Genomic DNA, 26,697 nt, shown 5'->3' on the forward strand with positions numbered 1-26,697 from the left:
GAATGCGGGGGACCGCATCATAACGGTCGCTCCCCCCGTTCCCATCGTCCGTTCCGACCCGCGCCTTGAGTACGACCGGTCCCGTGATGGGGAGCGCCCCGCCTTTCCCCCGCTTCGCCGTCGTCTACCATCAGGCGCCGCACCTCTGTTCACCGCCGCGACTCCCGGCCGGTTCTACGAACCGAGAGGCGAGCGAACCCGCCCCCTCGAACCGGCGTCCTTCCCCACTCCCTTTCCCGTCAGGCCCGCCGACGTCACGTCGGCCGCAACGCATCGTGTCCGAAGCCGTCCTCCGGTTCCCCGACCCGGATCAAGTCCGCGTGGTCTTCGGCCACCGGGATCGTCACCTGCGCCAGGTGCGCGACGAACTCGGCCTTTCCGCGGTGCTACGCGGAGAAGAACTGCGACTCCGCGGCGACCGCGAACAGGTGCGCCATGGGAAAGCGGTGTTCGAGGAACTCGCCCGGCTCGCCCGTCGCGGCGGTCGCGTCGAGGCCGCGGACGTGTCGCGCGCCCTCGCCGGCGAGTTCTCCCGACCGTTCGACCCGATTGAGGATGGCCCCGGGGATCGTTCGTTCGCTCCGCCCAACGGCGAGGAACGCCGTTCGTTCGGCGGCGAGCGTCGCGGAGAGGTCGCCCCGCCGAACGGCGACGGCCGGCGGTCCCATGAGGACGGAGGGGGCGTTGCGCTCTATGAGAAAAGCCGCGAGGTCAAACCCCGGTCCGCAGGACAGGCGACGTACATCGAGGCGATCCGCGAGAAAGACCTCGTGTTCTGCACCGGCCCGGCGGGGTGCGGCAAGACGTACCTCGCCGTCGCGATGGCGATCCACGCCCTGCGAACCGACCGGGTGCGGAAAATCGTGCTTGCCCGACCGGCGGTCGAGGCCGGCGAGAAACTCGGTTTTCTGCCGGGCGACATGCTCGCCAAGGTGAACCCGTACCTCCGCCCGTTGCTGGACGCCCTCAACGACATGCTCGATTACGAGCAGGTCCGACGGTACATGGCGAAGGATATGATCGAAGTCGTCCCGCTGGCGTTCATGCGGGGACGCACGTTGAACAGCACCTTCATGATTCTGGACGAGGCCCAGAACACGACGGTCACCCAAATGAAGATGTTCCTGACCCGCATGGGCGAGGAATCGAAGATCGTCGTCACCGGCGACGTGACCCAGCTCGACCTGCCGGACGACGTGCCCAGCGGGTTGAAGGACGCCGTCGGTCGTTTGAAGGCGGTGGAGGGCGTGGGCGTGGCGAATCTCGGCCGGGCCGACATCGTCCGGCATCGCCTCGTTCGAGACATCGTGCAGGCCTACGACGAGGGGCAGGACTGATCTAACCGCCGCGATCGTCGGCCGGCGTGACGGGGATTTCCCCACGGGTTCGCCCCCACGTCGGTTCCGCGGCTAGGATTCCCGGCCACTCCCTCGTTGAAGAACCGGGTTCCGGCCACAGGCGTGAACGTCCCGTTCCTCACCCGCAGCAAGCCGACCCGGAGCGGGACGACCGCTTCACGGTCGGCGTCCGCACGGACCTCCTCCGGGAAGGCGTCCGTGACGCGGTCGGGTTCTCGACACGCGGGCGGGGCGAACGGGAAGAAATCGCCCTCCCGCTCGCGTTCCTCCTCATCCAAAGGCCGGAACGGCCGATCTTCAAGCGGGAAGCCGGCCGCGACCGAGAGCTGGCGGGACACGCTGCTGACGCGTCGCGGCGCCGCGGCGCGATTGGCGATGGCGGCCGTCGCCTGTTTCGCCGTCGTCGCGGCGGTGCGGGGATGGGAGCCGACCCAGCGCACCCGCCTCGGCGACTTCGCCGGTGACGGCATCGCCGCCCGGGTCCCCTTCGAGGTGGAGGACACCGCCCAAACGCAGAGCCGCAAACTCACCGCGCGGGCGGCCATTCCCCCGATCTTTCAAAACGATCCTGGGAAATTGTCCGGGCTGGACGCCCTCTTTCGTCGTCAGCTGAACACGTTGGCGTCCTCCGAGTCCTGGGATCAGGCGCCCGCGCCGGCCCGTGCGGCGTTCGGATTGACGGTGGCGGAGACGGGCGACAATCGCGTCGCCGCCGAAGACGCCGCTCGCAACCGCTTCCGATTCATCCGCAGCGTGCTCTCCGGATTGCCCGCGGAAGGCGACGACCGCCCCGCCGCCGCCGAACGGCTCGACGCTCTGACCGGGCAGCTTCGACCGCTCTTGGCGGCGTTGGCGGAGATCGGCACGTTGAACGATGAGGCGTTGCGGGCCAATGATTTGACCGAGGATGATCTCATCCTCGTCTTCAACCCCGGGGAACCGCTCCCGCCGCCGGAATCGCTCTCTGAAACCGACGTTCAGGCGAAGACGCACACCACCAATTGGCTACTGACGCAGACGGATAACTTCGATACCCATTGGGACGCCGCGCCGGCGCTCTCCGCGTTGCGGGCGCAGGTCGAGCGCTGGCTGATTCGTTCGGTGCCCCCCTCGCTGACGGCCGATCCCGTCGCGACGGAGCGGGCCCGGGTCGCGGCGGAAGAAGCCGTTCCCGCTGCGAAGACGCAGTTCGTCCGCGGGCAGATTCTGGTGCCTCCCGGCGAAGTCATCGACGGCAACGCCGCGGACTTGCTCGCCGAGGAACACGCGGCCCTGGTGGCGCTCGCCGGGCCGGAGACGCGCATCACCCGGGCCGCGGTGGTCGCCGGCGTGCTGATCGTGATCGCCGGGCTGATCGGCGCGTTCCTCAAGCGGAACGAACCGCGACTGATGAGCGAACCGGGCCGGCTCGCCTCGTATTTGGGGCTGGTGGTGACGGCGGTCGCGCTCGGGCGTTGGCTGTCGTTCGATCCGTGGCGGGCGGAAGCGGTTCCGGTGCTGGCCTGCGCGATGACCTTCGCGGTCGCTTACAACCAATGGCTCGCCGGGCTGACGGGGCTGGCCGTCAGCGCGGTGGTCGTCTTCAGCACGACCGCCGATCTGGGGCACCTGTTCGTGCTGAGCAGCGCGGCGGCGGCGGCGGTGCTGCCGTTGAGCCGCGTGCCGAGTCGCTCCACGGTGATCGGCGTCGGCTTCTTCGCGGCCGCGGTATATCTGGTCGTCAGTCTGTGCGTGGGATTGATCGAACGGCAGCCGCTCGTCGGCGATTGGTCGGAGGCGCTGGTCGTCACGCAGCCGGTGTTGATGAACGGTCTCCGCGGCGCCGGTTGGTGCCTGCTGGCCGGCTATTTCGTCGCCGGTTCGCTGCCCTTTATCGAACGCAGTTTCGGCGTCGTCACCGATATTAGCCTGCTGGAGATGAGCGACGTCTCCCACCCGCTGTTGCAGGAACTCGTGCGGCGGGCGCCGGGCACCTACAACCACAGCATCGCGATGGCCACGATCGGCGAGACCGCCGCCGACGCCATCGGCGCCAACGGCCTGTTACTCCGCGTCGCGGCCTACTACCACGACGTCGGCAAGATGCTCAAACCGCATTACTTCATCGAAAACCAGACCGCCGAGGACCGCGGCCGGCACGACGAACTCGCCCCGGCGATGAGCACCCTGATCATCATCGGCCACGTCCGCGACGGCGTCGATCTCGCCCGACAGCACGGCTTGCCGCAGCGGATCATCGACTTCATCGAGCAGCACCACGGCACGACGCTCGTCAAATACTTCTATCATGAAGCCGGCAAGCGGGCGGAAGCCGAACCCGGCCACGAGGGCGACGCCGAGGAAAGCGCCTTCCGCTATCCCGGCCCGAAGCCGCAAACCCGCGAAGCCGGCGTAATGATGCTCGCCGACGCCGTCGAAAGCGCCACCCGCAGCCTGTCCGAACCCACCCCCGGGCGGATCGAGAACCTGGTCGGGTCGATCACGATGGACCGTCTGCTGGACGGCCAGTTCGACGAAAGTTCCCTCACGCTGCGGGAGATTCGCATCGTCGAAGATTCGCTGGTGAAGAGCCTGATCGGCATGCACCACGGCCGGATTAAATACCCGGATCAGAAAGACTGATGGCGGGGCCGAGACACGAACCGGCCTTTCGCGAGGGCGAAACCGGCGCCGGCGACGAACTGACCGGGTACGCGGCGCTGACGGTCGAATTGGGGGAGAACGTTCTGAACGGCGATCGGCTTGCCGAAGCGGCGGTCGAGGCGCTGAAGGTCGGCGGCGCGTCCGCGGCCCACATCGAGATCGCCGTCGCCCACGACGCGGAGATGCATGCGTTGAACGTCCGCTGGCTCGAACACGACTACACCACAGACGTGCTCAGCTTCCCCCTGGGAGGGGAGGGGACGCCTTGGGATCCGCTGTCCGGACAGGTGATCGTCAATCCGGACTACGCCGCCCGCGAGGCCGCCGATCATCAGTGGCCCCCGCATGAACTTGCCCCGGCGACGCGCGAACTGATGCTGTATGTCGCCCACGGCACGCTGCACGTCTGCGGGCTGGACGATCAAACCGATACGCAACGCGTTGAGATGCGACGCGCCGAAGCCGCGGCGCTGGCTGCCTGCGGAATCATCGTTCCCCCCGGCCATGTTTGACGATCGCAATGCGATCCGGCCGTTGCGGGCATGGGCGGGTTGAGGCGGCGTCGCTAGACTGTCGGCCCGTCTCCCGCTGAAAAGGTCCATGGATCCCCCGCTGTTGTACGCCGCCCTGGCCTCCGGGGCGGCGGCGTTCGTCTGCGGCGTCTTCACGCAAAGCCTGCGAGAGTTCTCGCGCGGCAAACTTGACGACCTCTGCGCAGAGCGCGGCGTCGGCGATCGCTTCGGAGAGGTGCTGAAGAATCGCGAGCCGGTGCTCGTCGTCACCCGGGCCGCGACGTTCCTGCTGAACGTCGCCTGCCTGCTGTTCGCCGCCGGCTTTTTCCAACTCCCGTTGCCCGGCCACGCCGAAGCCGGAGCCTGGCGTGCGTGGGAGACCTGGGTGGAGTGGGCGGCGTTCGCCGCGATCGCCCTGCTGCTGCTCAGCGTATTGCCTTGGACGGTCGCCCGGGTCACCGCGGAGCCGTTGCTGGCTCGGGCCTGGCCGGCGGCGAGTCTGCTGGCAATCCCGTTTCGCCCGTTGGTGATCGTCTCAAACTATCTGGATCGCACCATGCACCGGCTCGCCGGGCGTGCCGATCCGGTGCGGGACGACGCCTCCGTGCTGGGCGAGGAGCTTCGCAGCGTGGTCGACGAGGGCGAACGCGGCGGACTGCTGGAAGTCGACGCCGGGCGAATGATTCGGCAGGTCATCGACCTACACGACGAAGACGTCGCCGCCGTGATGACGCCCCGCACGGAGATGGACACCGTCCCCGCCAGCGCCACGCTGGAGGAGGCTCGGTCCCTGTTCCTCGCCCGCGGCCACAGCCGCTTGCCGGTGCACGGCGAGAGCGTGGACGACGTTCGCGGCGTGCTCTACGCCAAGGACTTGCTCGCCTCACTGGGCGAAGAACGCGGTCCGGACGACCCGTTGCCGACGGTCGTGGACCTCGCTCGTGAGGCCTTATACGTCCCCGACGCCACCAAGCTGGACACCCTGCTGAGCCGCATGAAGGCGGAGCAGACGCACATCGCGTTGGTGGTCGACGAATACGGCGGCGTCGCCGGCTTGGTCACGCTGGAAGACCTCCTCGAAGAGATCGTCGGCGAGATCGTCGACGAACACGACCCGGTCACCGAGGCCGAAACCGGCATCCGCCGCCTCTCCGGGCCGGAACCGCGCGCCGATGGGAAATCCGCCGATCGTCGCGGCCGTCGTTCCAAAACGAACGGCGCCGCCCCCCGGTCCTTCGAGGTCGAAAGCTGGGTCCGCACCGACGACTTCAACGAGGTGGCCGGCTTCGATTTGCCGGAGGACGGCGACTTCGACACCCTCGGCGGCTTCGTCCTCAGCGAGATGGCCCGCGTGCCGGAGAAGGAGGAAACCTTCGACTGGCACGGCATCCGCGTGACCGTTCTGGAGGCGGACAATCGCAAGGTCGGCAAGGTGCGGGTGGAGGACGCCCCGCCCAGCGACTAACCCGACGCGTCAGCGAGGGATTCGGCCGCGGTTGCCGATGTGTGACGATTCGTCCCGCCGGGTTCGCAGCCCTCGCTGACGCTTCGGGTTAGTATGAACCGCCGCCTTCGCCCCACGTTCATTTCCCCATGCTCGTCAGCCGCAACTGGCTCTCCGAACTCGTCGATCTGCCGTCCGATCTGGATGCGCTGACGGACCGGCTCACGATGTCCGGGTTGAACCTCGAAGGCGTGGAAGGCTTCGCCGGCGAGACCGGCGACGACGCCGTCATCGACCTCGAAGTGACCAGCAACCGCGGCGACTGCCTCGGCCACGTCGGCGTCGCCCGCGAGATCGCCGTGCTGTACGGAGAAGAACTCAAAGCGCCCCCCCTCGTTGGGGAACACCGGCCGTCGCCGGCAGGCGGCGCGCCTCAGGGCGAACCGACGATCCCCGTCGAAATCGCCGCCCCGGACCTCTGCCCGATCTATTCCGCCCGCATCATCCGCGGCGTGAAGGTCGGCGAGAGCCCCCAGTGGGTCAAAGATCGCCTCGCGGCGCTCGGTCAGCGGAGCGTCAACAACGTCGCCGACGCCACGAACCTGGCGATGCTGGAGACCGGCCAGCCGTTCCACGCCTTCGACCTGAAGAAGCTGCGGGGCGGCCGCATCGTCGTGCGATTGGCGGAGCAGGGCGAAGCCTTCACCGCGCTCGACGGCAAGTCGTACGAACTGCCCGCGGGGACCGGCGTCATCGCGGATGCGGAGAGTCCGGTCGCGGTCGCCGGCGTGATGGGATCGGAAGACAGCGAGATCGGCGACGACACCGTCGACGTGCTGCTCGAAGCGGCGGACTTCAGCCCGCGGATGGTCCGAGACGCCGCTCGTCACCTGAACCTCCTCACCGCCGCCAGCCACCGGTTCGAGCGCGGCGTGGACGTCTCCGCCCTTGACGCCCACAGCCGACGCTGCGCCGCGCTGATCATCGAACTGGCCGGCGGAACGCTCGACCCGGGCGTGACCGTCGCCGGCTCCCCGCCGACCGAGCCGGACCCCGTCCCGCTGCGGTTCGCCCGCGTCCCGGCCCTGCTGGGCATGGAGGTGACCGCGGAGGAGAGCGAATCGATCCTCAACCGCCTTGGCTTCGAGACGGTCGAACGAACCGCGGACTCCGCGACCTTCCGCCCCCCCGGCTGGCGTCGCCGCGACGTGACCCGCGAGGCGGATCTCATCGAGGAAATCGCCCGCATCCACGGCTACGAGCAGGTCCCCGACGACGCCGTCATCCCCACCGCCGTTGCCGTCACGCCGACCCGCGACCGCGTCGCCGACGTGATTCGCGAGACGCTCGTCGCCTACGGCGCCTTCGAGGCCTACACGCTGACGTTCACTTCGGAGCAGGAAGCCAACCTGTTCCGCCCCGACGGCGCCTCGCAACTCCTCACCGTCGAGCACAGCAGCCGTAAGCGGGAGAACGTGCTCCGGCCCAGCTTGCTGCCCGGCCTGGTGAAGGCCCGCCGGGAGAACGAACGGAAGGGCAACCCGGACGCGGCGCTGTTTGAACTGGCCCGCACCTATCTCGCCGCCGACCCCGGCGATCCGGCGGCGGAGCCGTCCCGATTCGGCTTCGTCTGCGGCTGGGGTTTCTTCGAGGCGAAGGGCGTGCTCGAAACGCTGCTGGCCCGCCTCGGCGTGACTGCGGAACTGACCGCCGAACCCTGCGAGTACGCCCCCTTCGCTGCCGGCCGGGCCGCGGAACTGAAGCTGAACGGCGAACGCTGGGGTTGGCTGGGGGAGGGGGACGAGAAGATTCTCTCCGCGAACCCGTGGAACCTCCGCGGGTCCGTCACGCTGTGCGAATTGAACCTCGCCCCGCTGGAAGCCCTGTGCGAGTTCGTCCCGCAGGTCAGCCCGCCGCCGCAGTTCCCGACAGTCGAACGCGACCTGAACTTCGTGCTGGACGAGGCGACGGAATGGGCGAGCCTCGCCGGCGCCGCCCGCGCCTCCGGCGGCTCGCTGCTGACGGATGTCGCCTTCGCCGACCAGTACCGCGGCGACAAACTCCCCGCCGGCAAAAAGAGCTACGTCGCCCGCCTCACCTTCCGCTCCCCCGACCGCACCCTCACCGGCGAAGAAGTCGACGCGGCGGTCAATGACGTGGTGAAGGCAGTCACGAACGAGACCGGCGCCGAACTGCGGGAATAGCCGCAGCGTACGCTTGCGGTTTCGCGGGGGCGTCCCAGTGAACCAGCGTCCCGGACGCTTGAAGCGTACGGGACGCTCCCATTGCATAGAATCAACCGATGTCCGCGACGCTCGCACCGCCCGCCGCTCGCTCCGCCCGACCCGCGAAACCGCAAGCGACGTATTCACCCCAAACGCTCCGCTTCGGCGCCCTCGAACTCCCCACGCGGTGGTTGTTGTCGCCGCTGGCCGGGTTCACGAATCTGGAGTTCCGAAAGATCGCCCGCGATCTCGGTGGGGTGGGGCTGGGGACGACGGATCTGGTGAACGCCCGCGGGCTGCTGGAAGGGTCGAAGAAGAGTCTCGAACTGATCGAGACCGGCCCCGGCGATTCGCCCTTCGCCGTGCAGCTGTTCGGGAACGACGCGCACCTGATGAGCGAAGCCGCGAAGCTGGTGGAAGGGCGGGGCGTCGATTCGATCGACATCAACATGGGCTGCCCGGTCGACCGCGTCTGCAAGACGGGCGCCGGGTCGAAGCTGATGCAGGACACCAGCCGCACCACCGACCTCGTTACGGCCGTGGTGAACGCCGTCGAGGTGCCCGTCACCGTGAAGATGCGGCTGGGCTGGGACGACAAGCAGCTCACCGCGCCGGACTTCGCTCGTCGCTTCGAGGACTGCGGCGTCACCGCGGTGATGATCCATGGCCGCACGCGGGCGCAGGGGTTCAGCGGGACGATCAGCCTGCCGGGAATCGCCGCGGTCTGCGACGCGGTCAGCAGCATTCCCGTGATCGGCAACGGCGACGTGCGGAGCGTCGAGGACGCCGACCGCATGCTGAAGGAGACCGGCTGCGACGGCGTGAGCGTCGGCCGCGGGGCGCTGGCGAACCCGTGGATCTTCCGTCAGCTCGTCCAGTGGGAAACCACGGGGAGCTACGACCCGCCCGGTTCGTTCGCGGATCGGATGGAGCTGCTCAAGCGGCAGTTCGGCGACCTCTGCGACCGGCACGGCGAGGAACGGGCCGTGCCCCGCTTTCGCAAGATGGCCCACTGGTACCTGAAAGCGATGCGCGTGCGGGCGGAACTCCGCGGCGTCGTCCAACAGGCGAAGGACCGGGCCGAGTTCGACGCCGCATTGCAGCGCGTGTGGGACGAAGGTCCCATCGGCCAGCTGACCCGCACCGGCCTGCTGCCGGATATGCAGGTCCCCGTGCCCAAGGGGCCGGTCGAGCGTTGGTAGGGTCCGCTCTGCGTTTGGCTCCCCTCTCCCTTTGGGAGAGGGGCTGGGGGTGAGGGGCGGGCGGCTCGCAATCGCCCATTCCAACCACGATCGCTGGGCGGTCTTCGAGCGAAGTCCAATCGCGGGTGAGGACTCGACACCCTCACCCCCGACCCCTCTCCCTCAAGGGAGAGGGGAGGAAAGACGCTTCCCTACGCCGCCTTGCGCATCGCCGGGGCGTGCGTGTGGTTCAGGTCGACCAGCGTGTTGACGTTGCCGTGCACCGGGCGGTGCTGCCACTGGCCGTCGGCGGGGTGAATCTCCATCGGCACCGGGGTGATCGGGCCGAGCATCGTGGAGACGATCTTGGCGTTCACCGTGCTGTCCGCCTCGCAGGAGAGCCGGTAACGCTTCATCACGCTGGGGATCACGGTCTTCAGGACCGTCATCGCCAGCATCGCCCCGAGGCAGAGCCGCGGGCCGCTGCCGAAGGGGATGTAGCCGTAGGAGGGCGGCTTGAGGTCTTCCCACCGCTCCGGCTTGAACGGCATCGGATCCGGGTAGAGATCCGGCATGTGATGCGTGACGTACTGGCTGAAGATCACCGGCGAACCCGGCGGCAGCGTCAGCGGGCCGAGTTCCACCGTCTCCGCGGTCAGCCGTTGGCTGTAGCCGCTGGCGGGGAGGCACCGCATCGATTCCTTGATGACGCGATCCAGCAGCGGCAGGGCGTCCGCTTCGCCCGGCGTGGCGGCGTCCCCGGCGACGCCCTCGGCGACCTCGGCGGCGAGCGCCTGCGCCACCTCGGGGTGCTGGGCGAGCAGGAACATCGTCCAGGTCAGGCTGTGGGCCGTCGTCAGGTGGGCCGCGGCGAACAGCAGCGTGACGTGGCCGATCAACTCCATATCCGTGATCCCGCCGCCCTCGGGATCCTTTTCAGCGGCGTCGATCAGGATGCTCAGCACGTCGCGCGTCGGCGGTTGGCCGCGGCGGGCCGTGATCATCGCCTGAATGTCGCCTTCGAGGCTGTCCGCCAGATCTAGCAGTTCGTCGTAGCTGTCGAGGAAGCCTTCGTCGGAGACCATCGCGCCCATCCCGGTCTCGTGGTTCAGGTGAACCCACCGATCGATCTTCTCGCCGGTGCGGTAGGCGAGTTCCGGGTCGTCCAGGCCGAACAGAATGGCGCTGGTCAGCTTCCGCATGTAGCCGTTCATCTCCTCGTGGAGATCGACCGTGCTGCCGGGCTCCCAGCCGTCCAGCAGTTCGCCGGTGAGCTCCGCGATGGCCTCGTGATAGGCCGGCATGATCTTCTTGGAGAACGGCTCCATCACCATGCGGCGGTGCCGCTTATGGTCCGGGCCGTTCATCGTCAGCAGGCCGCTGGTGACGCGGCGCTGGGCGCTTTTGCGGCCGCCGCGAATCGCGAAGAACTTACTGTGAAAGCGTTTGCCGTCGCTCAGGACGGTGCGGTTCAACTCCGGACTGAAGACGAACGTCAGCGCCATGCCGTCCTCGGCACGCAACTGGGCGAGCGGCCCGTGCTTCCGGTACAGCTTCATCAGGCAGGCGGCCGGATCGGCCGGGAACTCCCGCAGATCGCCGTGGGTGATCGGCGCGGCGGAACCGTTCGCCATCGTTCCGGACGACATCGGCACCGTGGGCGCCGCGGTCGGTTCAATCGGGGCGGCGCCCCCCGCACGGCCAGCCGAGAAGGGGCATCCGGCGGAGGTCGCGTCAGGCTGCATGGCGGCGCATCCAAGCGCAATCGGGCCGAGAACGAAAGAGTCCCCCGCAGGATTAAGGCATGTTGCCCCCGCCGGTCAATGCGCGTTTCGCTTTCAGGAGAGAACGAATCGCGACTAGGGGAATCCCCGGCAATGGCCCGCGGGCGTCGCGGCGCGACGGTCGGTTACGATGTCGCAATGAACACTTCGCCCCCCCCCGCGCCCGAGTGGAATCCCTCCGACGACGAGGCGATCGTCGAGGTCGCCAGCTGCGCCGACGACGCCGAGGCCAGCGCGCTCGCCACGGCCCTGTCGGAGGCCGGCGTACCCTGCCGAGTCGTGCAGGGCGGCTCCGGCGTGGGCGGCGGCGGCATCTCGCTGGGACCGACGACCGAACCGAAGCTCTGGGTCCGCGAGCACGACGCCGCCGCCGCCGGCAAACTGATCGCGGAGATGCGCGCCGAGATCGAAGCGGCACACGATCGGCCCGGTTACGAAGAAGAGTGACCCGCCGGCCGGCGCCTAAGCCGGACGCACGCGTCCGGCTTAGGCGCCGAGATCGCCTTCGACGAACTCGTCCGCCGGATCGAACTTCGGGCTGCACACGATCAGGACGCGCATCGCGCCGACCGCGCGGTGCCGCACGCCGGGCGGAATGCGAATGGCGTCCAACGGCTTCACGGGAAGCCGTTCTCCGTCCAGTTCGAGCGCCGCTTCGGGTCCGCATTCGAGGATGACGTACACCTCGGTTTGCACCTGGTGATGATGAACCTCCGCATCGGCGGAGATCGTCGTCAGGTGAACCGTCGCCGGGAAGTCGGCGGCGTCGGCGAACGCCCGCCGGGCGGTCCCGCAGGGGCAGGGCACGCCGGGCAGCTCCGGCAGCGAGACCTTCTCCGCTCGATTCCGCGTCGATCCGCCGGGCGGGGAAGCGAGAGGTTCGGATCGCGTCATTCGTTCAAGGGCGCGTCGGTTCTCGATTCTGCGGCGAGGGCGCGGGCGGCCTGATAGTCCGCGAACCGCTGCGGCGCCACGCGGACCGGCAGCAGAACCGGGCGATGATCGCTGCTCGCGGTCCAGCCGTGCCAGGTCTCGCCGGCGTCGAAGCCGGGACTCATCCAGACATGGTCGACGTGCAGCGCCGGCGCCGGGACCGGCCACGTCGCCGCGTAGCCGCTGCCGTGCCGCTCGAAGGCGTGGACGAAGCCGCCCCGACGCAGCGGCCCGAAATGCACGCTGTCCGGGGGCGTGTTGAAGTCGCCGGCGACCAGCGTCGGACGGTTTTCGGCCAACTCGTCCGCCAACTCCGCGATGCGTTTCAGCGGGGCTTCGCGGTCCCGGAAGGGATTCGCGGGGAGGTCGACCGCCAACAGGGCGACGCGTTGCCCGTCGATCTGAGCCTTCACCGACACCGCGATCCCGCCGCCCTCCAGCTCGAACGGCTCCACCCGACCAATCGGCCCGCGGGAAAGAATCGTGATGCCGCGACCCGGCCGGGCGAGGAAATACCGATCGCCGAATCGTTCGTTCCAGAACGCTTCAGCGGCCTCGTCTTCGCCGCTTTCCACCAGCACGGCGAGCGTCGGGTTGTTCGCTTCCAAGGCGTCCGCCACGCCTTCCCAGCCGGCGACGCCTCGCGCGGTATTCCACAGCACGACCCGGGGCCGGTCGTCGAAGGTGGCGTCTTGAAACAGGAAGATCGCCGCATTCATCGCCCCCAGCACGCCCAACGCGACGATCAGCAGGCAGCGTTTGAACGTCAGTTTCAGTCCCAGCGCCAGCGCTCCGGTCAGCGCCGCGGCAAGCGAGAGAACCACCAGCATCGGCACGCTGAGGGCGTAGAAGGCCGGCGCCAGCGGGGCGAACCCGTCCTTCACGGTGAATCGCAACACGACCCCCGCGATCACCACGGCGAGCAACGTCAGCGTCGCGGTTCCGAACGCCCCTCCGCGCAGCTTCAACCAACGGGACTTCTTCGGCTCCGCCGGCGACGGCTCGTCGGCCGGCGCCGCGAACCGCGGGACCGCTTTTCGCGGGGCCGGGGGCGCGTCGGGGAGCGGCGGGAGGCGGGAGGAACTCGGCATGGCGTGCGACGCACTCTAGCCCTCGAATTGACCGCGGGGCACGGGAGAGACGTGCCGAATCGGCAACCTCATCGACCCGACCGCCGGCGGAGCGCAGTCTTGCGGAAGGGACGAAGGGGCGGCGTCCGTGGCGAAACGGCAACGTTTCGCCGTCCGTTCCCTCGCACCGTCCGGCGTTACGCGAGGATTTCCGACACCACCCGCCCATGCACGTCGGTCAGCCGGAAGTCGCGGCCGGCGTGGCGGTAGGTGAGGCGTTCGTGGTCGACGCCCATCAGGTGCAGCATCGTGGCGTGCAGATCGTGGACGTGGGTGCGGCCCTCGACGGCGGCGAAGCCGAATTCGTCCGTCGCCCCGTGCACATGGCCGCCTTTCACGCCGCCGCCGGCCATCCACACGCTGAAGCCGTGGTGATTGTGATCGCGGCCGTTGACTTTGCCCTGATTCGACCCCTCCTTCGGCATCTCGACGACTGGCGTGCGACCGAACTCCCCGCCGCACATTACCAGCGTTTCGTCCAGTAGGCCGAGCCGCTTCAGGTCCGTCAGCAGCGCCGCGTGCGGCTTGTCGCACTGCTTGGCCAGTTCGAGGTGCCGGGGGACGATGTCGTCGTGATGGTCCCACGGCTGGCCTTGGCCGTGATACAGCTGCACGCAGCGGACGCCGCGTTCGACCAGGCGGCGGGCCAGCAGGCACATCCGGCCGTGCAGCCGCGTCGGATCTTCGTCCAAGCCGTACAACTCGCGAACCTCCTTCGGCTCCTTCGAGAGATCGAACGCCTCCGCGGCGGCGTCCTGCATGCGGTAGGCGGTCTCGAAACTCTGGATGCGGGCCTCCAGCTTGGCGTCCTCGGCCGCCTGAGCCGCGGCGCGGGCGGCGTGCTCAGCGTTCATTGCTCGTAGCAATTCGAGCTGTTCCCGCTGGGCTTTCGGGGAGAGCCGGGGGCGCACGTGTTCGACCAGCTTGTCGACCTCCTTGTGCCGTGGATCGACGTGCGTGCCGGCGTGGACGCCGGGGAGGAACGCGCTCCGCCAGTTCGCCGCCCCGGTGGTCGGATAGCCGTTCGGGCAGAGGACGATGTAGCCCGGCAGGTTCCGATTCTCGCTGCCCAATCCGTAGGTCAACCAACTGCCGTAGCTCGGCCGGGCCAGGCGCCCGTCGCCGGTGTTCATCAGCAACAGGGACGGCTCGTGGTTCGGCACGTCCGCGTGCATCCCCCGCAGGATGCACAGGTCGTCCGCGTGGGCGCCGACGTGGGAGAACATCTCGCTAATCGGCAGCCCGCTTTCGCCGTACTGCTTGAACTCGTATTGCGAGGCGAACGCCGCTCCGGTGGGGCGCTCCGTCTTCAACTCGATCGGCAGCGCCTTGCCGTCGTATTTCGTCAGCTGCGGCTTCGGATCGAACGAATCGACGTGCGACAGCCCGCCGTTCATGAACAGATGGATGACCGCCTTCGCCCGCGGCGGGTGATGCGGCAGCGCCCCCAGCACGGCGGATTCGCCGTCGGTTTCGTTCGCCAGCAAACGCCCGTCCTGCGCGAGCGTCGCGGCGAGGCCCACCACGCCCAGACCGGTCCCGGCCTGAACGAGCATCTGCCGTCGGGAGAGCGGGGCGTGGGAATCGAACATCACCGTGTTCATTCGGGGGACGGGTTCATTCGAGGAAGGCGAATTCGTTACTCATCAGTAGCGCCTGGGCCAACAGGGCGATGCGGTCGGCGCCGGAACTATCCGCGCCGGAACTGTCGGCGCCGGCGGAGTCGAGGAAGGCTTCGGCCCGTTCCCGCTCGGCGTCGCTCGGTTCGCGGAGCAGCACGCGGCGGTACAGCTCGTTCACGTCCGGCCCGGTTTGCTCCGCCAGCGACGCGGCCCACGCCGCCAGATGCGGCCCGTTGAGGGCGTACAGCGCTTGTTGCGGGACGGCGGTCTCGGTTCGCACCGCGGCGGAGGTGTCCGGGGAGGGGAAGTCGAAGTTCCGCAGCACGCCGGGCAGGTCGTTGCGGTTCACCTTCGCCCGGATCGTGCGGACGGTGACCGGCTCCGGCCCGAAGGCGTCGACGGGCCGACCTTCGGCCGTGGGATCGAGCAGGCCGCAGGCGTGCAGCACGCTGTCCCGCCACGCCTCCAGCGAGAGCCGACGACGCGGGAAGCGGCCGAGCAATCGGTTGCCCGGGTCGGCTTCCGTCCCCGCCGCCGGTCCGGCGACGCGGCGGTAGGCGTCGGTCGAAAGGATCTGTCGATGCAGCCATTTGAGGCTCCATCCGTTCGCGACGAACTCTGACGCGAGCCAGTCCAACAAATCGGGATGGCTGGGCCGATCGCCCTGCAAACCGAAGTCGCTGGGCGTCGCCACGAGGCCCGTGCCGAAGTGCCAGCCCCAGACCCGGTTGACGATCACCCGGGCGGTGAGCGGGTTGCCGGGATCGACGATCGCCGCGGCCAGCTCCCGCCGACCGCTGGCGTTTGCCTGCGACCGCGGGTCGTCCGTCAGTTCGACCAGCTCGCCGTCGGTGAGGATCGAGGGAATCGCATGCGGGACGACTTCATCCCCGCGACGGTTGGCGTCGCCGCGGATGAACACGGTGTTGCGAACCCGGTTGGAGCGATCGCTCATCACATGGGCCCGGGGCGGGGCGTGGGGGCTGCCGGCGACGAAGTCCGTCACCGCTTTCTGCCGCTTGCGGATGGCGTTTCGCTCCTTGGTGTTGGCGAATCGGTCGCCCTGTCCGCTCGGAAGCTTCGCCCAGCGATCCGCCGCGGCGGCCGGGGCGCCCTGCTCGGGGGCGTCGTAGCGAGCAATCAATTCCTCGACGACGGTCTTGTCCGCCGCATCGGCGTTCGCCATCAGCGGCTTCCACTCGCCCAAAAGCGGATCGTCCGGTTCGGCGTCCTTCAGAATGCGGTTGAAGTGGTGCACTGCCGGCATCCGCAACGACTTGTAGCGAGGATCTTGCTTCGGCAGGAGTCCGCCGGCGGCAGCGAGATACTGGCCGAACCGCTTGCGAAGGTCCGCTTCGATCGAAACCTCCCGAGCGGCAATCTCCGCGGCGACGGCGGCTTCCAGTTCCGCCCGCTTTTCGCGAAACGCCTGCACCTCCGGCGAATCCGCCGGCTCGCCGATCTGCGGCAGGTCGTCCGGTTCTTCGCTGCTGCGGAACACGCCGTACAGGGCGTAGTAGTCCTCGGTGGGAACCGGGTCGAACTTATGGTCGTGACAGCGGGCGCAGGCGACCGTCAGCCCCAACAGCCCCCGCGAGACCACGTCCACCTGGTCGTCCGCAATGAACATCACGTTCTTGCTGAACTTGTCGCCCAGCGTGAGGAACCCCAGCGCCGCCAGTGCCGGATCGTTCGGGGGCAGGTTGAGCTTGTCAGCGGCCAGTTGCTCCGTGACGAATCGATCGAACGGCTTGTCCTCATTGAACGCGGCGCTGACGTAATCGCGGTAGGTCCAGGCGAAGGGGTATTCGATCGAATCCGTGAAGACGTAACCGCGGGTATCGCCGTAGCGGGCCACGTCCAGCCAGTGCCGCGCCCACCGCGGACCCATCCGCTGATCGGCGAGCAGTCGATCGATCAGCCGCGGCCACCAGTCGGGCGAATCGTCCGCCAACGCGGTTTGCAGTTCGTCCCACGTCGGCGGCAAACCGAGCATGTCGAGGTACGCCCGCCGAATCTGCGTCCGCTTGTCCGCCCGCGGGGCGGGCGTCACGCCGGCTTCCTGTAGCGAAGCGTTGAGGAACCGATCGATCGGCGTGGCGCCGGCGACCTCGGGGACGGGGGGCCGCTCGACGGGGCGAAACGACCAGTGGTTCGACCGATCCGCGTCCTCGCTCGTCGCGGCGTCCGCCGGCCAGACGGCGCCGCGTTCGATCCACGCGGTCAGCAGGGCGATCTCATCCGCCGGCAGCTTGGCGGCGGGGGGCATGCCGGTGTCGTAGTCGCCATGGGCGAGCACCTCGATCAACCGGCTGCCCTTCGCATCGCCCGGCACGATCGCCGGGCCGCCGGCGCTCAGTTCTCCCTGCGAGAACGCCGTCGCCCGCCGGTCCAGTCGCACGCCGCCCTGCTGCTTCTCCGGGCCGTGGCACTCCACGCACCGCTTCGCCAACAGCGGGCGGATGTGCGTTTCAAAATGAGCGACCGCCGCCGGATCCGGCGCCGGTTCGTCGGCGTAGGCCGTCCCCGCGAAGAGGCCGGAGAGGGCGAGGCAGACCGTCGTCCCGGCGAGGGAGAGCGATCGAAATGGGAGCGAGGCGGGCATGGAGCGGTCCGGGGGACGGGCCGGGCGGGGCGTTCATTCTAGTCGACGGGCCCGGATGATTCATCGGGGAACGCCGAACTGTCTCGCGGGGTTCGGTAGTCTGGCCGAATGTCGCAGCACGTTTCGCGTTCGCCACGCCTTCGATTCCTGCTCGCAGCGGCCCTCTGGTCGTGCGTCGCCGTCGCCCGGGCGGACCTCGGGCCGGAGAACCTGATACTCGTGGTCAACGGCGACAGCGTCGCCTCCCGGACCGTGGCGAATCACTACATCGCGGCCCGCGGCGTGGCGGACGTCGCGGTCGTGACGCTGCACGATCTGCCGGACTGGGAAACGCTGACGGTCGAACAGTTCCGGGAATTGATTCTCAAACCGGCGCTCACAGTCGCGAACGAGCGCGGCCTCGCCCCGCAATTGGAGGCGGTCGTCTACAGCACGGCCATTCCCACGAAGATCGATTTGCGGGGCGATCTGGCCGGTCTCGATCCCAAGCCGAACAAGGTCTTCACGCCGTACGGTTCGCTGACCGGCCTGACGATGCTGTATGAATCCGTGCTGCAGAAGCGGCCGGCGGAGTACCTCGCTCCGAACGCCAACGCCGCGTTCGCCGGAGGGGGCGGCGGCAAGATCGGCCCGCCGCCCTCCCTCGGCTTTCGCCGGGCGATCGGGTTCGGCGAGAACCGCGAACCGACGACCGGCCCCGGCCGACGCTATCTGCTGAGCACGGTGCTGGGCGTGACGACGGGGCGGGGGGAATCAGTCGAGGAGGTCGCTGATCGCATCGAGGCGACCGCGGCCGCGGACGGGATGCATCCCGCGGGAACAATCCTGTTCTGCGACACCAGCGACGTCCGCAGCACGACGCGCAAGCCGTTGTTCGAGCCGGCGGTCGCGGCGATCAAGGATGAGGCCGCGGCCCGCGAGCTGGAAGTGCGGGCGGAGGTCGTCACGACGGCTCTCCCGCAGCGAAGCCGCGATCTGATCGGCCTGACGGCGGGCGTCGCCGGGGTGAAGCCCACGGCGTGGGCCGACAGCGGCAGCGGCTTCGTTCCCGGCGGCTTCGCGGACAACCTCACCAGCTTCGGCGGTGTTCTCAGCGAGCGGCCGCACGGTCAGGTGACCGCCGTCGATTGGCTGCGATTCGGCGCCGCCGCCTCCGGCGGCACGGTCCATGAACCGTACGCCCTCGCCTTCAAGTTCCCCACGCCCTTCGTGCATCTGCACCGCCTCCGCGGCCTCACGCTGGCGGAGGCGATCGCCCGCAGCGTCGCCGGCCCGTACCAGTACCTCACGGTCGGCGACCCGCTGAGCAACCCGTACGCTCGCCGACCCGTGGTCGCGCTGGGCCTGCCGCAGAACGACGAGGACGGCAGCCCGTTGTCCGGCGTGGTTCCGCTGACGCTCGGCGTCGCGGATGGGGCGGGGAACCCGGTGACGCTCGAACGGTGGGAGCTATTTGCCGACGGCAAACGATTCGCCGTCGTCCCGCCGGGACCGTCGTTCAATTGGAAGACTGCTGACCTGCCGGACGGCACGCACACGCTCTCCGCCGTCGCCGTCGCGGCGAACGAGGTCCGCGGCCGCGGCCAGGGGATGCGGGCCGCGACCGTCCGCAATGCCGGTCGTCGGTTCGTCGTCCGTGCTGCAGCGATAGAGAACGGGCCGGAGCGGACGGTGACGTGGGGCGAACCGCTGCGGCTTGAAGCCGTCGCCAATCGCTTTGGTCCGAAGGAGATGCGGTTTTCCGTGCTTCTTGGCAGGGAGGAAATCGGCACGGGGCGACTGACCGTCGTGCACGGAACTGATAGCCCGTCGCGAGGGGAAGCGATCGCCGACACCCGCTCCCTCGGACTCGGCCCCGTGACGCTCCGGGCGGAGATCACCCCGGTCGACGAAGACGGTCAGCCCGGCGATCCCGTGCGCTCGGCGCCGATTCAGATCACCGTCGTCCCCACGTCGAATCGCGCGGCGAGCGTCGCGGGCGATGTCTCGTTGCGAGACGGCCCGACGCTGCGGTGGGAGGGCGGCGAGACGGTCCCGCTGCCGGACGGTCTGCCGGCGGGGTGGCTGGCGAAACTCAGCGGGGAGAACGGGACCGCGTTCACCCTCTCCGCGATCGTGACGGCGACGGAGCCGGGCCTGCATCGGTTGGCGCTGCGATCGAACTGCGGCATGACCGTCTCAGTCGACGGCGAACCGGCCCCGATGATGACGGGCGCGACGCTGCATTCGGAGGCCGGTGAGGCGTGGCGGAGCGTGCCGGTCTGGCTCGCACCGGGCCGACACGAGATCACCCTCAGCGGCCGCACGCCGGAGGGGAAACCGGTTCTCGATCTGAAGTGGGGCCGCCGAGGGCTGCTCACGCCGACCGGCACGCTGTGGCAGCGGCTCGCAGAGAAACAAGCGCCTTAGAACGCCCGCTTGCCGAATCGCCAGGCGCCGATGAGGAAGAACGCCGCGGCGAAGGCGGTCAGGGCGGCGGCGCATTCCATCACCCGGCCGACGTTTGGTTGCGGGACGGCCAGCACTTGGTCGTAACCGATCAAGGCCCAGGCGTGGGGCGTGGCGAGGCTCAGCGTCTGCACGGTCTCCGGCAACCAGTCCCGCGGCATGAAACAGCCGCTGATTCCCGCCAACAGAATCACCGTGCTGGTCGCGTACGCGGAGACCTGCGATTCGCTCTTCACCAGCGTCGCTACCAGCAATCCCAGCCCGGTCGCCGCGGCGCTGCACGTCACGATGATCGGCAACAGCAGCCAGGGCTGCGGCCCCCAGCTCATGCCGAAAAGCAGCTTCCCGGCGAGAAACAACGTCGCCGTTTGCAGCAGCGAAATCAGATAGAACGGCAGCGTCTTGCCGATCAGGATCGACGTCGGCCGCACCGGCGTCGTCCGTAGTCGGCGGAGCGTCCCGAGATCCTGTTCATAGAGGAAGCTGCGGGCCATCAGGTTCACCAAGAAGAACACGAACATCGTCGTGTATCCGGGGACCAGTTCGTCGTAGACGTCCGAGACGACCCCGCCGTCCGCCGGCTCCTCGGACATCTGCGCTTCGCGCGGGGGAGCGTCCCCCTCCGCGGCGAGTCGATCGCAGACGCCGGGGAGGAAGGTCGAGGCCCGTGGGTTGCGGCACATCCGCAACCGACCGATCCGCGATCGCACCAGCCCGCTCGCCGCCGCCCGGATCGCCCCCGCCGGGCCGCCCCCGTCCCGGCTGTAGACCTCGATATCGAGCGCCGTGAGATCGCCGTCGGCCAGCGGGCCGGCGTCCGAATCGAACAACGCCTCCGCATCGATCGTGTACGCCCGCCGGGGGAAGGTCGGTCCGAAGATAATCGCCACCTGGACCGCCCCGCGATCGACCAGTTCCCGCGCTGCGGCGCCCGGGTCCTCCGGCAGCGTGGAATCGAGTTCGTCTTGCGCAATCGTCGCCCAATGCTCCGGCGTGTCGGCCCGGAACCCGCCGTTCTCGTTCAGCCCCTCGATCACCTCGACCACGGTGTTCTGAGCGCGAGTCCGCTCCGCGGCGGCTTCGTCCGCGGGGAAGACGGGGGAGGGCAGCGTGTCCGGGGAGGGCGGGGCATCCGGCGGATCTTCATACCCGACGGCGCCGATCGCGGCGTAATCGATCGCGTCCGCGACCACGACGCGAAACGCCGGCGACGCTCCGCCCAGGCCCGGGAACTTCCCGGTCGTCAGACCGATGATCCCGATGAAGCACAGGGGCAGCACCAACAGCATCGCGGCCGTCCGCCGGTCGCGGACCAGCAGCAACAGATCCTTGGCGGTGATGACGAGGGCGGACAACGCGGGGCGTCGGATTGAAACGAGGTGGGGCGGGGAGCGGCGGGCGTCAGCCCGCTGAGCGGAGGCGGATTCGAGAACGCGACGTTCAGTCCCGCAGCGTGTGGCCGGTCAGTTCGAGGAACAGGCGTTCGAGGTTCGGCTCGTCGGTGTGCACGGCTTCCAGTTGTCCGCCGGCGTCGCGGATCTGCTCCAACACCGGGGCGAGCACCCCGGAGAGCGTTTGAGCGCCGCCCGCTCCCCCGCCGCTCAACCGGCTCCGCGGCAGGGCGAACACGACGATCCCGTCCGCCTGGAGATCGCGATCGAACAGCGGAGCGAATGCGGCCGGCAGCAGGCGCTCCCCGTCGCGGTCGGAGTCCGGCGGGCGAACGTGGAGCCGGAGGACGCTCTCCAGCGGGGCGAGCAAATCCGGGATCGTGCCCCGCGCCAGCACCCGACCGGCGTCGACGACGGCGACGCGGTCGCAGATCTCTTCCACCTCTTCCATGTAGTGGCTGGCGTAGATCACCGCGGTCCCCTCGGCGGCCACGTCTTTCACGCTGGTCAGCAGGTGCGTGCGGCTCTGCGGGTCCACGCCGACGGTCGGTTCGTCCAGGATCAGCACGGTCGGCCTGTGCAGCAACGCGCACCCGAAGTTCAACCGCCGCTTCATGCCCCCGCTGTAATGTTCGGCCCGGTCGTCGGCCCGGTTCGTCAGGCCGGTGCGGTCCAGCGCATCCGCGATGCGTGCGTCCAGATCGGCGCCCCGCAGGCCGTAGAGTTTCCCGAAGAAACGCAGGTTTTGGCGAGCCGTCAGTTCGGGGTAGATCGCCAGCTCCTGCGGCACCACGCCGAGCTTCCGCCGCAGATCGCGACGCTGCGGGGAGAACGGTTCGCCGTCCAGTTCGACGGTCCCGGCGTCCGCGGGCAGCACGCCGCAGGCGATCATCATCGTGGTCGATTTGCCGGCCCCGTTCGGACCGAGCAGACCGAAGATCTCGCCGGGGGCGACCTCCAGACTGACGTCCGCCACCGCGGTCAGATCGCCGAACGTCTTGCGAAGGTTCGTCAGTCGCAACGCCGCGGTCGTGCGGCGTCCGATCGCGGCGGGAACGCTCTTGGGCGGCGGGGCGGAGGCGATCGACACGGCGGGACGGTACGAACCCGTTGAGCGTTCGGCGACCCCGCCGAGCCCCCTTCGAAGGCTGGTCAGAACCCGCCGACCCGCACGGCGTGAGCCGTCAGCACGCCGATCGCCGCGGCGAGGGCGACCCGGACGTTGTCGTTCAAACGGCTGCGGAGGCTCTCCCATAGGCCTGCCGGCAGGGCGCCGCTCAGGCCGATCGCGAACGCCGTGCCCCAGTCCGCCGGCGGGGTGACGGCTTCGATGTTGAGCGATTCGCCCCGATAACACAGCGCCGCCGCCGTCGTGCCGCACAGCAGGCAGGCGATCAGCCCGGCCCACGATTTCTCACGGTTCCACGGCAGCGGCGCGTGCAACCGCGTGCCCGCGCACAGCTTGCCGAACAGCGTGGCGGAGCCGTCCCCGAAGGCCAGCACGCCCAGCATGGCGAAGCCGCACTCCGGCCGATCGGGGAACAGGAACAGCGTCACCAGTACCCCGCCGGCGTACCCGAAGACCGAGGCGAAGCGCCCGTTGACCGCGGCGTCCTCGTCGTCGGCCCGTCGGACTTCACGCCAGCGAAACCACGCCGTCGCCGTCAGGGCGACGATCGCCGCGAGCAGGATCCCGCGGAGAATCGGCGAGATCGGCACCCGATGCGGGACGAACCACAGCACGACCGGCAGCAGCCCGGGGGCCATGTGCAGCGCCCGCCGACGCCACTCCGCGGGCGACAGCCGGCCGGGCGGCGACGTCGCTTCGCCGGCGTCGTTCACTCGTTCGCGTCAGGGAATGCATCGCCGCCGTCTTCCTCGGCACCGGCGAGTCGAACCGTCGAGGACTGGAAGGAGGGCGCGTTCACCGCGACCTGATACGGCAGCGGGTTGATCTCCTCGCCGCTCCGTTCGCCGGTGCGGATCGAGTCCTTCACGGACCCGGATTGCCACGGGCCGATGCCCATCAGGAAGGTGTTGGAATCGTCGCTGCGGGCGAGGCTCATCCCACCGGGACCCAGCGGCTCGCGGGTCTTGGCGTCGTAGATCGCCAGCCCGATCTTCGCGGTGGCGAGCTGCCGGTCCCGGTTCCACACCTTGATCTCCGGAATTTCGATCGGGGAGATGCCCGGCAGGGAGAGGTTCGGCGTGCCGACGAAACTCTCCTGCCGATCGGTGCCCACGCCGCCGCTGCGGATCTCCGCCACCACATCGGCGTCGTCCGCGCTGGCGGCGAGGCGGGCTCCGGAGGTCATCACACGATGCCGAATGCTGCTGACGACGTAGCCCTTGTCCACGCAGTCCAGGTATTGCGAATCGACGAAGACGCTGCGCCCGGCGAGCGGACGCAAGTCGATTTTTGCGATGCTGTGATCGATCGCGTCGGACACGAGCAACTGTTCCATGCCCGTGCGGGCCGTGTCGGAACTGCTGGTCGTGGCGCAGCCGGTCGCAGTCAGGATCAGGACGGCGGCCGCGCACGAAACGGCAGGGGCCGTGTGACGCATGGGGAGGACCCGAATGTATTGTCGACGGAGGATGCGGCGGGATAGTCCGCGTCGCCGCTTCGCGTCTATGGCAGGTTTGTGGTGATCCCCGGGCGCCCGTCCGTCGTTAGGCTGAGCCGACGCGAACCCCTCACCCCGATCCCGAAATCAAGTCATGGGCCTGTTCAGCACGCTGCTCGGTCACGCCGGCGAGGCCGACACCGAAGCGATCGAAGCGGAGTTCGAATCGCTGCTCGCCCCGGAAGAACGCGTCGAGAAGGCGTTCAAACTGGTCCGTGATCTGATCGTCTTCACCGATCGTCGGGTCGTCCTCGTGGACAAGCAGGGCGTGACCGGGAAGAAGCGTGAGTACCTGTCGCTGCCGTACAAGCAGATCACGCGATTCAGCGTGGAAACCGCCGGCCGAGCGGACCTCGACAGCGACGTGAAGGTCTGGGCGCGGGGATCGATCGACCCGTTCGTCTGGAAGTTCCCCAAGGGCGACGTGATCCACGACGTCGCCCGGTTGCTGGCGACGCACGTCCTGTAACCCACGTGCTACGTCCCACATGCTATGACCCATGTGCTGTGAGGCGATTCGTGGGCCGGCGCACTCTCACGCGATGGGCGCCGTCGGCTATGGTCGGAGCTTCGCCCGTCCGTTTGTCTCCGATCGCGTTCCGTCCCGGTGAGTCTGTCCCTCCGCAATCCCCATAGCGTGCTCGCCGCGCTCCGCCTGCGGCCGGGGGCCGTCACCAGCGTGAGTCCCCCGGCCGGCCGCCCCACCCCGGCCTGGGCCGCCGTGCTGGACGCCGCGCACGTCGCGAACGTGCCGCTGATCGACGCTCCGCCGCCGCCCTTCCCCCCGGACGGCGGCGGCGGGGGCGAGGCGACCGTCGCTTCCAAACCGCCGGTCAGCCTGAGCGAACTGTTCGCCGGGGCGAAGCCGAACGAGCCGGGGCTGTGGCTGGCGCTCGATCGCATTCAGGACGTGCACAACCTCGGGGCGATTTTTCGCAACGCCGCGTTCTTCGGCGTGCGAGGCGTGGTGTTCACCCGCGATCAGTCCGCCCCGTTGACCGCCGCGGCCTATGACGTGGCCTGCGGGGGCGTCGAAGCGGTCCCCCACGCCGCCCCGACGAATCTCGCCGCCGCCCTCGCCAAAGCGAAAGACGCGGGGCTGTGGACGCTCGGCACGAGTGAACACGCGGACGTTCTGGGCGACGGGTCCGGCGTGCCCTCCGGCTCCGCGTTCGACGTGGACCGCGGCCGGCCCTGGCTGGTGGTGATCGGCGGCGAGGAGAAGGGTTTGCGACGCCGAACGATCGATCTGTGCGACGAAGTCTGCCGGCTGCCCCCCGGACCGGGGAACGTCGGCCCGGTCACGAGCCTGAACGCCTCGGTCGCCTGCGGGGCGATTCTCGCAGCGTTGTCGCGGCCAAGTTCTGGTTGACTGTTCGGCGACCGCGCCAGGTTTTAACGGGATCGGGCGTCGCTTGCGGTTTCGCGGCGGCTTTCGATGTCTCGGGCGCTGCAACACCGCAAGCGTTCGGCGAAGAGCCAACTTCAATCCCATCCTCTGTCGTCCCGAGCAATGAGAACGCTTGCCCACGTCGCGGCTACCATGAGCCGATGAGCGTCCCGTCCGAGCCGCCCGCCGCCTCCCTCGCCCGTCGTCGGGTCGAGCCGGAGGTGATGGACGACCCGGACCTCGACCCCGCCGCTCACCGACAAGCGCTCGCCGGACTGAAGCGGCTCAACGCGATGAGCGGCACGACCGGGTCGCTCGCGCGGGCGCTCACGCCGATTCTTCAAAACGTGACGGGCCGCACGCCCCGCGTGCTGGACGTCGCCTGCGGCGGCGGCGACGGAGCGGTCGCGTTGGCGGAGCAGTTGTCGACTCGGCTCCGCCGCACGGTGGAGGTCGACGGCTGCGATCTCTCCCCGGTCGCCGTCGGGGAGGCGAACCAGCTGGCGCTCCAGGCCGGATTCGACGCGGACTTCCGTGAGGCGGATGCCCTCGCCGGCCCCCTGCCGACGCCCGCCGACCCGGAACCCGGCGGCGAACATTACGACGCCGCCGTGAGCAGCCTGTTTCTGCATCACCTCCAAGACGACGACGCCCCCCGCGTGCTGCGGAACATGGCGGAGGCGGCGAACGCGATCGTGATCTCGGACCTCCGCCGCACGCGGCTGGGGCTGGCGATGGCCCATGTCGCCTGCCGGGCGCTCTCCCGCAGTCCGGTCGTGCATTACGACGGCCCCCAGAGCGTGCGGGCCGCGTTCACCGTCGAAGAGTTTGTCCGCGTGGCGGACGCGGCCGGGCTGAAGGGGTACGAGATCCGCAAGGTGTGGCCGCAGCGGTTCCTGCTGATCTGGGAGCGGGGCGATGGGTGAGGCGCCGGAACGCTGCGACGTGGCGATCGTCGGCGCCGGCCCGGCGGGGTCGGTGCTGGCCCGCGAACTGGCGCTGCGGGGCCGGTCCGTGACGCTGATCGAGCGGGCGACGTTCCCCCGTCGCAAAGTATGCGGCGCCTGCCTCAGCGGTCATGCGGTCCGCGAATTGACCGCGGCCGGCCTGGGCGAGCAGTTGGAAGCGAACGGCGCCATCCCGCAGACCGGATTCCGCCTGGGCGTCGGCGGGAAGACGCGGCGGTCCGCGTTCGTGCGAACCACCGGCGGCTTCGCCCTCTCGCGGGCACGGTTCGACGCTTTCCTCGCTGAGGAGGCCGCCGCGGCGGGCGCCACGGTGCTGTTCGGAACGTCCGCGGCGGTCGGCAGCGATCGACGGGTGACGCTTTCCGGCGAGACCCCTGGCACGCTGCGGGCGGAGTGCGTCGTGCTGGCCGGCGGGCTGTCCGGGGCGGGGCGGGGG

21 protein-coding genes are annotated in these 26,697 nt (G+C 69.1%); 12 read left to right on the forward strand and 9 right to left on the reverse strand.

Annotated elements, in window-relative coordinates:
• The first annotated feature begins 275 nt into the window (after positions 1-275).
• From LzC2_RS10915 to dusB, 6 genes are all read left to right on the forward strand, one after another.
• Entirely contained in the window at positions 276-1,337 is a 1,062-nt protein-coding gene (locus LzC2_RS10915; protein WP_315854630.1) for a PhoH family protein, read from the forward strand.
• Between the two features lie 123 nt (positions 1,338-1,460).
• Entirely contained in the window at positions 1,461-3,980 is a 2,520-nt protein-coding gene (locus LzC2_RS10925) for an HD family phosphohydrolase (RefSeq protein ID WP_206678660.1), read from the forward strand.
• On the forward strand, positions 3,980-4,513 hold the full coding sequence (gene ybeY, locus LzC2_RS10930) for an rRNA maturation RNase YbeY (protein ID WP_171186793.1): 534 nt from the start codon (positions 3,980-3,982) through the stop codon (positions 4,511-4,513). The genes LzC2_RS10925 and ybeY overlap by 1 nt, the downstream gene beginning before the upstream one ends.
• 88 nt (positions 4,514-4,601) lie before the next feature.
• On the forward strand, positions 4,602-5,978 hold the full coding sequence (locus LzC2_RS10935; protein ID WP_171186795.1) for a hemolysin family protein: 1,377 nt from the start codon (positions 4,602-4,604) through the stop codon (positions 5,976-5,978).
• Between the two features lie 128 nt (positions 5,979-6,106).
• On the forward strand, positions 6,107-8,161 hold the full coding sequence (gene pheT, locus LzC2_RS10940; protein WP_171186797.1) for a phenylalanine--tRNA ligase subunit beta: 2,055 nt from the start codon (positions 6,107-6,109) through the stop codon (positions 8,159-8,161).
• Between the two features lie 98 nt (positions 8,162-8,259).
• Positions 8,260-9,384, forward strand: coding sequence for a tRNA dihydrouridine synthase DusB (gene dusB / locus LzC2_RS10945; RefSeq protein ID WP_171186799.1), 1,125 nt, complete (start codon positions 8,260-8,262; stop codon positions 9,382-9,384).
• A gap of 191 nt (positions 9,385-9,575) precedes the next feature.
• Here dusB and LzC2_RS10950 read toward each other — a convergent pair whose 3' ends face one another.
• Entirely contained in the window at positions 9,576-11,012 is a 1,437-nt protein-coding gene (locus LzC2_RS10950; RefSeq protein WP_171186801.1) for a cytochrome P450, read from the reverse strand.
• Between the two features lie 273 nt (positions 11,013-11,285).
• Here LzC2_RS10950 and LzC2_RS10955 point away from each other — a divergent pair, with 273 nt between their 5' ends.
• Positions 11,286-11,594 carry a putative signal transducing protein gene (locus tag LzC2_RS10955; protein WP_171186802.1) on the forward strand — a complete coding sequence of 103 codons (309 nt, stop codon included), beginning with the start codon at positions 11,286-11,288 and terminating at the stop codon, positions 11,592-11,594.
• Positions 11,595-11,633: 39 nt separating this feature from the next.
• On the opposite strand, the gene LzC2_RS10960 is transcribed toward LzC2_RS10955, so the two are convergent.
• The 4 genes from LzC2_RS10960 to LzC2_RS10975 all read right to left on the reverse strand — a co-directional run bounded on the left by LzC2_RS10960 (position 11,634) and on the right by LzC2_RS10975 (position 17,437).
• Positions 11,634-12,041 carry a cupin domain-containing protein gene (locus tag LzC2_RS10960; RefSeq protein WP_171186803.1) on the reverse strand — a complete coding sequence of 136 codons (408 nt, stop codon included), beginning with the start codon at positions 12,039-12,041 and terminating at the stop codon, positions 11,634-11,636.
• On the reverse strand, positions 12,038-13,171 hold the full coding sequence (locus LzC2_RS10965) for an endonuclease/exonuclease/phosphatase family protein (RefSeq protein ID WP_171186804.1): 1,134 nt from the start codon (positions 13,169-13,171) through the stop codon (positions 12,038-12,040). Before LzC2_RS10965 ends, LzC2_RS10960 begins: the two co-directional genes overlap by 4 nt.
• A 176-nt stretch (positions 13,172-13,347) precedes the next feature.
• Entirely contained in the window at positions 13,348-14,802 is a 1,455-nt protein-coding gene (locus LzC2_RS10970; protein ID WP_206678661.1) for a DUF1501 domain-containing protein, read from the reverse strand.
• A gap of 25 nt (positions 14,803-14,827) precedes the next feature.
• Positions 14,828-17,437: a PSD1 and planctomycete cytochrome C domain-containing protein gene (locus tag LzC2_RS10975; protein WP_171186806.1), complete on the reverse strand. Its 2,610-nt coding sequence runs from the start codon at positions 17,435-17,437 to the stop codon at positions 14,828-14,830.
• A 108-nt stretch (positions 17,438-17,545) separates the two neighbouring features.
• Here LzC2_RS10975 and LzC2_RS10980 point away from each other — a divergent pair, with 108 nt between their 5' ends.
• The gene (locus LzC2_RS10980) at positions 17,546-19,846 is read left to right on the forward strand and encodes a hypothetical protein (RefSeq protein WP_171186808.1); all 2,301 of its coding nucleotides are present in this window, start codon (positions 17,546-17,548) and stop codon (positions 19,844-19,846) included.
• On the opposite strand, the gene LzC2_RS10985 is transcribed toward LzC2_RS10980, so the two are convergent.
• The 4 genes from LzC2_RS10985 to LzC2_RS11000 form a co-directional block, all read right to left on the reverse strand.
• Positions 19,843-21,240, reverse strand: a complete 1,398-nt coding sequence (locus LzC2_RS10985) for an ABC transporter permease (protein ID WP_171186811.1) — start codon at positions 21,238-21,240, stop codon at positions 19,843-19,845. The genes LzC2_RS10980 and LzC2_RS10985 overlap by 4 nt on opposite strands.
• 85 nt (positions 21,241-21,325) lie before the next feature.
• Positions 21,326-22,366 carry an ABC transporter ATP-binding protein gene (locus LzC2_RS10990; RefSeq protein ID WP_206678662.1) on the reverse strand — a complete coding sequence of 347 codons (1,041 nt, stop codon included), beginning with the start codon at positions 22,364-22,366 and terminating at the stop codon, positions 21,326-21,328.
• Positions 22,367-22,428: 62 nt separating this feature from the next.
• Complete coding sequence (locus LzC2_RS10995; protein ID WP_171186816.1) at positions 22,429-23,118, reverse strand: diacylglycerol/polyprenol kinase family protein; 690 nt, start codon at positions 23,116-23,118, stop codon at positions 22,429-22,431.
• Positions 23,115-23,843, reverse strand: coding sequence for a DUF6655 family protein (locus tag LzC2_RS11000; RefSeq protein WP_171186818.1), 729 nt, complete (start codon positions 23,841-23,843; stop codon positions 23,115-23,117). Before LzC2_RS11000 ends, LzC2_RS10995 begins: the two co-directional genes overlap by 4 nt.
• 154 nt (positions 23,844-23,997) lie before the next feature.
• On the opposite strand from LzC2_RS11000, the gene LzC2_RS11005 reads away from it, so the two are divergent.
• From LzC2_RS11005 to LzC2_RS11020, 4 genes are all read left to right on the forward strand, one after another.
• A complete protein-coding gene (locus tag LzC2_RS11005) occupies positions 23,998-24,372 on the forward strand; it encodes a PH domain-containing protein (protein WP_171186820.1) in 375 nt (124 codons plus the stop codon).
• Positions 24,373-24,510: 138 nt separating this feature from the next.
• Positions 24,511-25,275 (forward strand): TrmH family RNA methyltransferase, encoded by a 765-nt coding sequence (locus LzC2_RS11010; RefSeq protein ID WP_171186822.1) that lies wholly within the window; start codon positions 24,511-24,513, stop codon positions 25,273-25,275.
• A 179-nt stretch (positions 25,276-25,454) separates the two neighbouring features.
• Positions 25,455-26,219, forward strand: a complete 765-nt coding sequence (locus tag LzC2_RS11015) for a methyltransferase domain-containing protein (protein WP_171186824.1) — start codon at positions 25,455-25,457, stop codon at positions 26,217-26,219.
• Positions 26,212-26,697: NAD(P)/FAD-dependent oxidoreductase (locus LzC2_RS11020; RefSeq protein WP_171186825.1), on the forward strand; the 486-nt coding region annotated here is incomplete at its 3' end. The genes LzC2_RS11015 and LzC2_RS11020, both read left to right, overlap by 8 nt.

The organism is Alienimonas chondri (assembly GCF_013036045.1).
GTDB classification, from domain to species: Bacteria; Planctomycetota; Planctomycetia; order Planctomycetales; family Planctomycetaceae; genus Alienimonas; species Alienimonas chondri.